We start from the raw sequence: 12,595 nt of genomic DNA, 5'->3' as shown, positions 1-12,595 counted from the left end.
TTGCAAAAAACGCATAAATACTTCGGATAGCAGAACGGCCGGCTGCAGATGACTGCAGACCGGCCGTTCCCGACCCTCAGGATCGAGGGGTCAACGGGCTATCCACGCCTGCGTCCAGCTGGAACCCACACCGGGCTCGAATGCATTCGACGAAGCGGACCACTGCTTGCAGTACCCACTGTACGGGTAAGGCTTGCATTCGTAGACACGGCCGTCCTTCGGCTGGAGTACCCGGGTACCTGCCTTATAGAGGGAGATATTCGCCGGGAAGCGATACTGGTAGGTGGCATCGCCCTTGAGCTGGAACGACTCGGTGCGCTGCACGCTTTCCCCTGCCTTGTTGACGCCCTGCAGGACCAAGGTATAGCTGCCCGAGGCGGCATTCGGGATATCCAGGGCGAAGGTGTAGCTGCTGGTGACATCCGCGCTGGCATAGGCCACCGAACGGTTATCCGCATCGAACACCTTGGCGGACACCGTCAGCAAAGCCTCGGTCATCACGCTGAAGCGCAGGCTCGCCTTGCCATTGACGATCGGGTACTCCGTCGCCAGGTCATGGACATGCAGCACCGGCTCGACGGGCGGCGTGGCCTGCTGGTAGTCCAGTTCCACCCGGGTGATGTCGTTCTTGACCTTCGAATAGACGGTGTTCAAGCCGTAGGCCGGCACCACGTTGCCATCGGCATCCACCTGGCCAGCGATCAGGCGCGGTTGAGTTTCGTTGATCTTCTGCGCCAACAGATAGGACCACTTGCTCGGCGCCCCGTCCTCGTCGCGGGCGATGGACAGCTGGGTCTGCAAGGCGCTGTTCTCGCCGGACTTGTCGAATACCCGGGTCTTGACCAGATCGCCCTTCTTGAGCACGACGCTAGAGTTGATGGTTCCGACCTGGGTGAGCGCCTGGCCGGGCGGCGGAGTCAAGCCGTTCTCGATCAGCACGTCGTTGACCTGGTAGAAGCTGTTCACCGTATCGGCGATTTCCCAGACTCCGAGGATCACGTGGTAACCGGTGCGGCCGGCCGGTACCGTGCATTGGTGGGTGACGGTCGCCGGCGGTTGCTGGTTACGCCCGTCGACGGTGCAGAACGGCGTGGGCTCGAAGGCACTGCGGGTCAGCACATGGTTCTGGTCCCAGCCCTGGCGGGTGATGTAGTACTCCCACTTGCTGGTCTTGTGGTTGGCGGTGAATTTCCAGGCGAAGTTGTTCAACCCGGTCTTGATGCTGGTCTTGTTCCACAGATCGCTGGTCTGCCGGTCGAGCGGGCTGAAATCCGGGCGGACGCCGCCACTGGCGATCTTGCCGTCTTCGGGACCCGCCGCCGGGAAGCCTTTCGGCGCTTCGACGCTTTGCGGCTCGTAGCGGATGCTTCCGCAATCGCCATTGAGTCCCTGCGAGCATTTGAAAGCACGCGAGGCGGGACCGGTCATATAACCGTGGGCCTGAACTTCGGCGGCGCCTGCGAAAGTCAGAGCGGTAACGAAGAAGAATGCTCCGAGCTGAACATTCCTATTTTGCGCTTGCATACAGTTTCTCCCTGAGGTTTGCCACGTCGTTGCGTGTGCGTCGATATACGGAAACGGCGGCGTGGCGGTGAGCGTGCATGTCCTACACGCGCCAATAAGATAGCAAGTAACGCGGGCGTAATAGGATGAAATTGCTCACACCCCGGAAGTTGTAAGCATAGGTTTCCGAGTGACAGCAGTATGCCAGCAAGCATATATATCTTTTCGTTCGTCTGGTTTTTTGAACTATTGCGGTTAATATGCCGGCCGCTCATCAACCACGATCTTGAAGGAACAGCAGTGATCGACCTGACAACATGGAACCTGACAGTTCCCACCCATGAATCCGCCACCCTGATCGATACCCGGCGCCTGAATAACGGATATGACAGCCAGTACTTCCGCCGCCATGGCGACGGCAGCGTGACTTTCTGGGTCCCGGTGAGCGGGTCCCATACCCAGGACGCACGGTACCCCCGCTCGGAGCTCCGCGAGACCCAGAGCGACGGCAAGCTGAGCTACTGGTACCACCACAACTCGGACAGCTACCTCAGCGCGATCCTGGCGGTGCAGCAGGTGCCCAGCCGGAACAAGGTCGTGATCGGCCAGATCCACAGCAAGGACGAAGCCGGCAGCGACAACGACCCCCTGCTCAAATTGCAGTACCACTACCGCAAGGGAACGGGCCGCATCGAAGCCCTGCTGCGCAAGCGCCCGGGCGACAAGGAAAACCAGAACATCGTGCTGGTCGACAACATCCGGCTGAACGAACGCTTCGGCTACGACTTCCACCTGACCCCGGGCGGTCGCCTGAGCATCGTGGTGAGCAGCGTCGACAAGGACGAAGGCCGTTATACCCGGCAACTGAGCGGTTACTGGGGCAAACAGCAGTTGTACTTCAAGGCCGGCGCTTATATACAAGACAACTATGGCGAAACGAACGAAGGCGGCCGGGTAACCTTTTACTGGCTCAACAGCCTGCATCGCTGAATCGGTAATCCCTACTGTTTTAGTCAGAAGCCATTCGCCATCGATAGCGAAGTGCCTCGGCACTGCCAATAGAACTTCCGCTTAATGTCCGATAATCCGCAACTCGAATCATGGGATTCTTCATTTCAATTACACACGCCGGGCGAACAGATATATCGCCGTGCCGATTCCGTATGGCATTACCGCGCCCGGCGATGTTCGTTCGAAGAACGCTCCACTCATATACAGCCTTTGAACCGCGCCAGTTCTCCGATCTGCCTCGCCTGACTTGGCGAGGGTGAATCCGCTCGCCCACTCGGCAGATACGCTCCAGCAGACCCACCGCGACCGCGAAGGGCGCGGCGGCTCAACCGAGGCGTCAGGCGCCTCGGCACCGGGGATCACAGTTCGATCAGTAATCGGTGATCACCGCCATCCAACGGCGCCCGTACCCCCTGGGGACCGAACTCGAACGGACGTCCGTCGAGTTGCGCGTCGGTCACGCCCCGACAGCGCGCCGCCGGCGAATCGACCCGAACCGCGTAGCGAGTCGATTGCAACTCGATCTGGGCATCGAAACCCGGCCAGCCGGACGGAATGCAGGGGTCGATCACCAGGAAACCGCCCTCGCGACGGATGCCCAGCAGGCCCTCCATGCCAGCGCGGTACATCCACCCCGCCGACCCGGTGTACCAGGTCCAGCCGCCACGGCCCGCATGGGGCGCGACGGAATAGACATCGGCCGCGACGACGTAGGGTTCCACCTTGTAGCGCGAGGCCTGCGCCGGCGTCCGGGCATGATTGATCGGGTTGAGCAAGGCGAACAATTCGCCGGCCTTGTCGCCGTTGCCCAGGCGGGTGAACGCGAGGATCGACCACATGGCCGCATGACTGTACTGACCGCCGTTCTCGCGCAGGCCGGGGGGATAGCCCTTGATATAGCCGGGATCATGGGGTGTCTGATCGAAGGGCGGCGTGAACAGCAACGCCAGCCCTTCCACGGGCCGCACCAATTGCTCCTCGAGGGACGCCATCGCCTGGGCCGCGCGCGACGGCTCGGCCGCCCCCGAGAGCACCGCCCAGGATTGGGCGATGGAGTCGATCCGGCATTCCTCGCTGGCCCGGGAGCCGAGCCAGGTGCCGTCGTCGAAGGTCGCCCGCCGGTACCAGGCGCCATCCCAGGCGTCCCGTTCCAGGGCCACCCGTACCGACTCGGCGTGCAGCCGCCAGGCTTGCGCACGTTCGGGTTCGCGCCGCTCGGCCAGGGGGGCGAACAGCGCGACCGTGCGCACCAGCAGCCAACCGAGCCAGACACTCTCGCCCTGACCGCCCTCGCCCACCCGGTTCATCCCGTCGTTCCAGTCGCCGCCACCGATGAGCGGAAGCCCTCGCGGGCTGGTGAGCTGCATGGCCTGGTCGAGGGCCCGCGCGCAGTGTTCGAACAGCGACGCGTCCTGATCCGCGATCATCGGCTGGAAGAAGGCATCGTGCTCGCCGGCGCGCAGCACGGGACCTTCGAGGAAGGCGACGCGCTCCTCGAGGACAGCGAGGTCGTCCGCCGCGGCGATATAGGTCGCCGTGGCATAGGCCAGCCACAGACGGTCGTCGGAAATCCGCGTGCGCACGCCCTGCCCGGAGTGCGGCAGCCACCAGTGCTGCACGTCGCCCTCGACGAACTGCCGGGCCGCGGCCGCGAGCAGGTGTCGACGGGTTTCCTCGGGACGGACGAAGGTCAGCGCCATGCCGTCCTGCAATTGGTCGCGGAAACCGTAGGCACCGCTGGCCTGGTAGAAGGCCGAACGCGCCCAAATCCGACAGGCCAGGGTCTGATACAGCAGCCAGCCGTTGAGCATGATGTCCATGGCGCGGTCGGGCGTGCGTACCTGCACCGCGCCGAGCAGCTCGCGCCAATGGCTCTTCACTTCCTGCAACACGGCGTCGAGGTCGGCGCCGCGGTAACGCTCGATCAGGCTACGCGCGGCCTCCGCACTCTGGCACTGGCCGACGAACCACACCACCTCGCGGGTCTCGCCCGGTTCCAGCTCGACGATCCGTTGCAGCGCCGCGCAGGGGTCCAGCCCGGCGCCGGTGCGCCCGGACAGGTCCGCCCGGCGCAGGAGCGCCTGGGGCGCCGCGAGGCTGCCGTTGCGCCCGAGGAACTCGCCACGGTCGGCGCTCCAGGCCGTCTGGCGCCCAGCCAGGTCGGCGAAGGCGACCCGACCGGGAAACGCGGTGCTCCAGGGGTTACGGGCGAACAGCGCGCCGGTCGGGCCGTCCACTTCGGTGACGATGAAGGGCGCCGAAGCGGCACGGGAGGTGCCGAGCACCCACTCCGAATAGGCGGTGACCGACAACCGGCGCGGCAACGAGGACGGGTTGCGCAGGGTCAGCCGGGAGATCCTGATCGGATCCTCCAACGCCACGTAATGCAGCAACTCCAGGACGATGCCCTTGGCCTGGTGTTCGAAGCGGCTGTAGCCGTGCCCGTGTCGGGCCAGGTAGCGGCCGCCGTCGCGCAGCGGCTGCACGGTGGGGCACCAGAGGTCGAGGTTTTCCTCGTCCCTGACGTAGAGCGCTTCTCCACTGGGGTCCATCACCGGGTCGTTGGACCAGGGGGTGAGCTGGTTTTCCCGGCTGTTCCCGGCCCAGGTGTAGCCGCTGCCTTCGGCGGAGACCTGGAAGCCGAACGCGGGATTGGCGATCACGTTGATCCAGGGCGCAGGCGTGGTGACGCCTTCGTCCAGATGGATCACGTACTCGCGCCCGTTCTCGGCGAAGCCGCCCAGGCCGTTGAAGAACTCCAGGTCGACCGGTGGCTTGGGTTTGCGCGCAGGAGCCGGGCTTCGCTGCGCCGGCAGGGGCTCGATCCGCGCCGGCGGGGTCTGCTGGGGCATGCGCGCGAGCTGGTCGGCCAGCGGGCCGCGATGCGCCACCAGCGCCACGCGAGCCACCGAGAGCAGCAGCGCGCGAGTGCCCATGTCCATCAGGTCGGCGCGTAACGCGTAGACCGAGCCCTGGGCCAGTTCCTGACCGAAGCGCGGCCGCGACTGGCTGCTGCGCACCGCGGTCTCGATGGCGATCTGCAGGTCCTGCATATAAGAAGAGGCGTGCTCGTTGACGATCACCAGGTCGACCCCGAGGCGCTTCATCCGCCAGTACTCGTGAGCCCGTAGCAGTTGACGCACCTGGGCGATGTCCTCCAGGTCATCGATGCGCAACAGCACGATCGGCAAGTCGCCGGAAATGGACTGCGCCCAGAGGCCGGATTGCGCACCGGCGCCGCGCAGAATCGCATCCGCCGGCGCGCGGAACGCCGCGTCGGCATAGAGGATCGGTGCCGCCAGGCGCTGGAAGTCGGCGGCCTCCTCGACGCTCACGTCGAGGTGGCGCAATTGCACTTGGGCCTGGGTCCAGGCCAGGGTCTTGGCCCGGTCGTAGGCGCTGCGGTCGTGGTGCTGGTCGATCAGGTCGAGCAGCTCGGTCCGCGACGCCGCCACCAGGGTCCAGAAGGCGACGCGCACGGTCTTGCCGGAAGGAATGGCGACCCGCTGGCGCAGGGAGAACACCGGATCGAGCACGGTACCCACGCTGTTCGACAGCGGGCCGTCCTCGGTCACGGCCAGCGCCGACGCCAGGGTGCGCCCGCGGCCGATGAAGCGCGCGCGGTCCGACTCGTATTGCGGATCGGCCGCCAGGTCGCCCTCCACCACCGCGAAATGCGCGGCCCAGACCCGCGCCTCGCCCTGGGAGCGCGGCCGCCGGGTGGCGATCAGCGCGCCGAACTCGGCGAGGTACTCGGTCTGCACGAACAGCTTGGCGAACGCCGGGTGGGCGTTGTCGGTGGCCGGGGTGGCGAGCACCACCTCGGCGTAGGAGGTCAGCTCCACGTCCCGCGCGCGACGGCCGGCATTGGTCAGGGAGACGCGGCGCACCTCGCCGTCGGCCTCGGTAGACACCAGGACGTCGAGCAGGGTGGTCAGGTCCCCATCGCGGCGGCTGTACTCGGCGTGGTCCTCGGCGAACACCACTTCCTCGAACTCGGCCAGCCCGCCCAGGGGTTGCGCCCCCACCGACCAGCGGATACCGCTGTGCATGTCGTGGAGGAAGATGAAGGAACCCCGGTCGTCGCGGGTCGCGTCCTCCTGCCAGCGGGTCACGGCGATATCGCGCCAGCGGCTGTAGCCGGAGCCTGCCGCGGTGAGCATCACCGCATAGCGGCCGTTGGAGAGCAGGTGGGTGACCGGCGCCCCGCCCGACGCCGCCGGAATGCGCCGGCCCCCGGACGCATCGCTGAGACTCTCGCGGGCGGACGCGCGCAATTCCTCGGCCTGCGGCCGGGCGATCATCACGTCCCGCGGCATGCGCTCCTGCAGCAGCAGCTCGCTGGCCTGGATCATGGGTTCGCGGTGGAAGCGCTCGCGCATGCGCCCGTCTTGCAGCGCATTGGCGATGGCCACCAGGGTCATGCCCTGGTGGTGGGCCATGAAGGTGCGCACGATGGCCAGGCCCTCGCCGTCCGGCAGCCGCGAGCGGGTGTAGTCGATGGCTTCGTAATAGCCATGGCGCCCACGGGCGCCGACGGCGGCCAGCGCCCGGTAGTTACGCAGCGCGCCACGCGGGTCGACCATGGTCGAGAGGCCGGTGGCATAGGGCGCGATCACCCGGTTTTCCGCGAGGCCACGCTTGAGCCCCAACCCCGGCACCCCGAAGTTGGAATACTGGTAGGTGAATTCCATGTCGCGGGCGTTATAGGCCGATTCGGAGATGCCCCAGGGGATTCCCAGGGAGCGCCCGTAGGCTTGCTGGCGCTCCACCACCAGGCGATTGGTCTGCTCCAGCAGGCTGCCCAGGGGCGCGCGCATCACCAGCGAAGGCATCAGGTACTCGAACATCGAGCCCGACCAGGAAATCAGCGCCGAGCCATTGCCGATCGGCGTGGCCGTGCGCCCCAGGCGAAACCAGTGACGGGTCGGCAGATCGCCCTTGGCGATGGCGAACAGGCTGGCCAGGCGCGCCTCGGAGGCGAGCAGGTCGTAGCAGCTGGGGTCGAGGCGATTGTCGTTCGCGGCGTAGCCGATCGACAGCAGCTTGCGCTCGGGGTCGAGCAGGAAGGCGAAGTCCATCGCCAAGGCGATCTGCCGGGCGCCGTCGGCGATCGTCTGCAAACGCTTCGACAGCCGCTCCGGGCCATCCTGTCGCACCTGCCGATGATCGTGGGCATGGGCCTCGCAGGTGCGCGCGATGGCGTCGATCCAGAACAGCAGATCGGCGCCGTCGGTTTCGGCGGAAAACTGCGCGCGCGCCGCGCGGGCGGCTTTCTCGGCCAGCCGCGGCAGGATCGAGGTCAGGCTGTCGGTGGCCTGGGCGCCCTGCAGCTGGGCGTCGATCTCATCGAGCAGCGCGGCGACCTTGCCGCCGCGATCGCCGCTCGCGGCGCCCAACTCGTCGAGGGCTTCGCGGGCCAGTTGGCAGGCGTCGGCGATGCCGGGGCGCACCTGCCCCGAGGGTGCGCCGTCGCGCCATTCCTCGCAGGCGTTGGCCAGCGCGATCAGGTGGCCGGCGAGATTGCCGCTGTCCACCGAGGACACGTAGGGCGGGTCGAGGACCCGCATGTCCTCGGTGGCGTACCAGTTGAAGAAGTGGCCACGGAAGCGCGGCAACCGCTGCAGGGTATCCAGGGTCGCCTCCAGTCGCTCGAGGGTCTGCAGAGTACCGCTCCAGCCGAAGTCGCGGGCGGTCACGGCGGATAGCAGGTACAGGCCGATGTTGGTCGGCGAGGTACGCCGGGCCACCACCGGCTTCGGCTCTTCCTGGAAGTTGTCGGGTGGCAGGCCGTTTCCCGGGACATCGACGAAGGTCTCGAAGAAGCGCCAGGTGCGCCGGGCGATGAGCCGCAGTTCCCGGGCCTCCTCCAGGTCCAGGGCGAATACCGGATCGTCGGGCGGCGCGCGGCTGACCCGGAAGGCGATCCAGGGCGCCACCAACCACAGCGCCGCGAAAGGCAGCGCCCAGGGCCAGGCACCGGGCGACCAGACGCTGGCGAGGATCGCCAGGCCGACCCCCAGGGCGGTCCCGACGGCCATCTGCCGGTAAAAGCCCGCCGCCCCCGGCCGCGGCGTGCCGGCGGTCTGCGCGGCGGTGGTCCATTCCAGCAGATGGCGGCGGGTCGCCAGCAAACGGGTCAGGGTGCGCCCGATGGCGTCGCCCATGCGCCAGGCCTGGTCGGCCAGGAAGGTCAGGTTGAGGACCATCTGCCAAGCCGCGAGGCGCAGGCTCGCGCCGAGCGCGCCCAGGTGGCTGCGCAGGCGCACCTCGCGGCGCGGCGGCATGGCGGCGGAAAGGCATGGCAGTGCGACCGGCACGAGCAGGGCCACGAGTACCAGCCCGAGCGCGATCGGCCGCGCCGCCGCGGGGAGCAGCCAGCACAGCCCGAGGGTCAGCGCGGTGAACGGCGCCAGCAGGGAGCGACGCAGGTTGTCCAGCATCTTCCAGCGGCCGAGCGCGGAAAGCCGCTGGCGGGCGCCCTCGCCGCCGAAGATCCATGGCAGCAACTGCCAGTCGCCACGGGTCCAGCGATGCTGGCGCTTGCTGGCGACGTCGTAGCGGGAGGGGAAGTCCTCCACCAGTTCGACATCCGACGCCAGCCCGGCCCGGGCGAATACGCCCTCGAACAGGTCATGGCTGAGCAGTGTGTTTTCCGGTACGCGGCCGGCCAGGGCCGCCTCGAAGGCGTCGACATCGTAGATGCCCTTGCCGGTGAAGGAGCCCTCGCCGAACAGGTCCTGGTAAACGTCGGAAATCGCCGCCGCGTAGGGGTCCAGCCCGCCCGGGCTGGAAAACACCCGCTGGAACAACGAGCCTTCGCGGCCCAGGGGCAATGCCGGTGTCACCCGCGGCTGGAGGATCGCGTAGCCGCCGACGATCCGCTGCAACGCCTGGCTGAAACGGGGATGGTTCAGCGGGTGCGCCATCTTGCCGATCAGGCGCGACGCCGCGTCCCGCGGCAGGCGCGTGTCGGCGTCCAGGGTGATGACATAGCGCACCTCGTCGGGCACCCAGGGCGCGCGGCCCTCGATGGCGATGAAGGTGGTGTCGCGGGCGCCGCGCAGCAGCCGGTTGAGCTCGTGCAGCTTGCCGCGTTTGCGTTCCCAGCCCATCCACTTGCCTTCGCTGGGGTTGAACACCCGGCGCCGGTGCAGCAGGAGGAATCGCTCGCCGGAGGGCGCCGGCCCATGTGCCCGGTTCAGCGCATCGACCGCGCGGCAGGCCACGGCCAGGAGATGGGCGTCGCCTTCGAGGGTTTCCCGGTCCGCATCGACGCCATCCAGCAGCAGGGCGAAACTCAGCTCGCCGCCGACACCGGCCAGGTGGTGGATTTCCAGCCGCTCGATCTGTTCCAGCAGGTCGGCTTCGCCAGTCAACAGGGTCGGTACCGCCACCAGGGTGCGCAGGGTCGGCGGGACGCCGTCCTCGAGACCCAGGCCCGGCAGGGCGACGGCCCCGACGCTCCAGGCCACCGCGCGGTTGACCAGCGCGGTGGCCAGTTCGGTGGCCGGGAGGAACGCGAGCAGCGCGAAGGCCACCAGCCAGCCCGGCGCCACCCCGGCCGAAGCCAATGCCAGCAGCGTCGCGCCCAGCAACAGCGCGCCGGCCAGCAGATTGCTGGCGACGTAGCCACCGATGCCCATGCGCATGCCGAAGCGACCGAGGCGCAGGCGCAGGGGCGCGCGGAAGCCGAGGTCGCGCTCCAGCGCTCGGCGCCCTTCGGCGATCAGGTGATAGCCGGGGTCGCGGGCGCGCTCCAGGTCCTCGCCCTCGGCGGCCGCGGCGGCCCGCAGCACGCGCTCGGCGATGTCCAGTTCGCTGACCGACGAACCGCGGCCAAGCTGCTCGATGGCGCTGCGATAGAGGTTGCGGGTCGGGAAATCCATGGCGGCAAAGGCGCTGGCCTCCCGCAGGCGGGCATCCACCAGGCTGACGCTTTCGAACCACTCCGCCCAGTCCAGCTCGGAAATCGACCGCATGCTGGTGATGATGTTGCGCACACTGACGTTGGAGGCGCCCTGCCGCTGCTGGGCGTGGAGCACCGCTTCGTCGGTGGACAAGCCTTGCTGGCCGAGGCGTTCCTCCAGCCATTCGAGGGCAGGCATGGTGCGCGGGTCCTGGTCGCGCAGGCGCTTCGCCAACTGCGCGGCGAAGAGCTCGGAGAGCGCGCCCGGGGAGCGCGAGGCGATGTCGGTTTCCAGCGCCGAGCGGGCGCTGCCCGACACCAGCAGGTGATCGGCGAGTGCATCGGCGTCGGCGCGGGCATCGCGGCCGGCGGCGATCTGGCCGGCCAGGCGGCGCAGGTTCTCGATGAGGACGATGCGCAGGGTGATCGCCACCGCCCAGAGCTCGCCGATGGTCAGCGGCTGGACCCGTTGGTAGGCGGCGATGAAGCGCGCCAGGATCGCCGGGTCGAAATGGCTGTCGGTGTGGGCGACGAACGCCCAGGCCAGCCCGAACACCCGTGGGTAGCCGGCGAAAGGCCCGCCGGCGAGCTTCGGCAATTGGCGGTAGTAGCCGGGCGGCAGGTCGTCGCGGATCTCGCGGATCTGTTCCTCCACCAGGTGATAGTTGTCCAGCAGCCATTCGGCGGCGTGCACCACGCCGTTCCCGCTGGCCAACTCCGCGGCGCTCGCCTTGTAGGCCGAAAGCAGCGCCGCGGCGTTGTCGGCCAGGCGACTGTGCAGCGACATCACCCGTGGCGGCTCGAGGGTCACCGCCTGGGCGGCGGCCAGGCTTTCCGCGTGTTGCTCCAGGCGCTCCATGCCGAACAGTTCTTCGCGTACCGGAGCCGAGTCGCTCCAGGGTGGCAAGGGCGAACGGTATCCGAGAACCTGACGAAAAATCGATTTCATAAGCGCCTTGCTGCCAGCGTGGGCGTGCGCGATGGGCGCCGTGGCGAGCCGACCATCGAGGTCCGCAAGGGGCCACCGGGGAAACGCCCCGCCATGGCGGGGTCCTACCGGTCGACGGGCATGCGCCCATCGCTCCACTGCGGCATTCGGGAAAAGGGCGAGGAAAATCGGAGGGGAGGGACGGCGCGGGGCGCTCGTCGGGCGCCTGCCAGCGTCGCGTCGACCCAACATACAGCAACGGCGGTATTTTTGTCGGAGTGGCGCCCCGGCCGACGCGGATCGCGCCCCTCCGGGCCGTTCGTGGCCGGCCGCGAAACCCTGCGGGCGACCAAGGCGGGCGCCGCTGCCGTCGTGGCGCGCTTGACTCGCCGCCCGGCTTTCCTTAGGTTGGCCGACATGACCTACGTCGCCCCTTTCCTCAGCCGAAACATTATTACCGCCATTCCATTGATGGCGGGTTAGCCGACGACTTCCCAACCCGCCCTCGAGGCGGGTTTCTCTTTCTGTCTCCTGGGCCCACTTTTCGAAACCAGGAGCGCGCCATGACCCCTTCTCCCCTCCACGCCCTCATCGAACGGGCGGATCGCCTGATCAACGCCGAGCGCTTCGACGCGCTGATGGATTTCTACACCGAGGACGCCCTGCTGGTGGTGAAGCCCGGCCTGACGGCGTCCGGCAAGGCCGAGATCAAACGGGCCTTCGTCGCCATTGCCGAGCATTTCAAGCACAGCCTCGTGGTACGCCAGCATGCCCTGCGCGAACTGGTGGCCGGGGATACCGCGCTGGTGCTGGCCCAGGCACGGCTGGAAGCGCTGGACGATTCGCAGCCGACCCTCATCGAGCGCCAGGCGACCTACGTGTTTCGCCGGGAAGCGGACGGCCGCTGGCGGTGCGCCGTGGACAATTCCTACGGGACCGCGTTGCTGGAGACGCCCCCGCCAGGCATCGCCGACCTCGCCGGAGGCTCGGGCCGATGAACCCGCGCACCCGAACCGGCGACGACAGCCTGCTCAAGCACTATGTACGGAAGATTCTCTCCGCGCCGGTCTACGACGTGGCCATCGAAACCCCGCTGCAACCCGCGCCGGCGCTATCCGAGCGGCTGGGCAACCAGATTCTGCTCAAGCGTGAGGACCTGCAGCCGGTGTTCTCCTTCAAGGTCCGCGGCGCCTACAACAAGCTGGCGCAGTTGACCGCCGAGGAACGCGCGCGCGGCGTGATCG

5 protein-coding genes are annotated in these 12,595 nt (G+C 67.7%); 3 read left to right on the top strand and 2 right to left on the bottom strand.

Annotation, left to right across the window (positions count from 1 at the left end; genetic code table 11):
* Window positions 1-90 precede the first annotated feature (90 nt).
* Window positions 91-1,524: an N-acetylglucosamine-binding protein GbpA gene (gbpA, locus tag OGL92_RS21610; RefSeq protein WP_263147844.1), complete on the bottom strand. Its 1,434-nt coding sequence runs from the start codon at window positions 1,522-1,524 to the stop codon at window positions 91-93.
* A gap of 279 nt (window positions 1,525-1,803) precedes the next feature.
* Between gbpA and OGL92_RS21605 the strand changes: the two genes are divergently transcribed.
* Complete coding sequence (locus OGL92_RS21605; RefSeq protein WP_263147840.1) at window positions 1,804-2,493, top strand: polysaccharide lyase family 7 protein; 690 nt, start codon at window positions 1,804-1,806, stop codon at window positions 2,491-2,493.
* Window positions 2,494-2,873: 380 nt separating this feature from the next.
* On the opposite strand, the gene OGL92_RS21600 is transcribed toward OGL92_RS21605, so the two are convergent.
* Complete coding sequence (locus OGL92_RS21600) at window positions 2,874-11,372, bottom strand: glucoamylase family protein (protein ID WP_263147838.1); 8,499 nt, start codon at window positions 11,370-11,372, stop codon at window positions 2,874-2,876.
* 542 nt (window positions 11,373-11,914) lie between these two features.
* Here OGL92_RS21600 and OGL92_RS21595 point away from each other — a divergent pair.
* A complete protein-coding gene (locus OGL92_RS21595) occupies window positions 11,915-12,349 on the top strand; it encodes an SgcJ/EcaC family oxidoreductase (protein ID WP_263147835.1) in 435 nt (144 codons plus the stop codon).
* Window positions 12,350-12,378: 29 nt separating this feature from the next.
* The coding region (locus tag OGL92_RS21590) for a pyridoxal-phosphate dependent enzyme (RefSeq protein WP_263147847.1) at window positions 12,379-12,595 on the top strand (217 nt) is incomplete at its 3' end.

The organism is Pseudomonas sp. RIT-PI-AD (genome assembly GCF_025642785.1).
Lineage (GTDB): Bacteria > Pseudomonadota > Gammaproteobacteria > Pseudomonadales > Pseudomonadaceae > Pseudomonas_T.
Note: the sequence above shows the minus strand (reverse complement) of the source record. Positions and strands in the feature narration are given on the sequence as shown.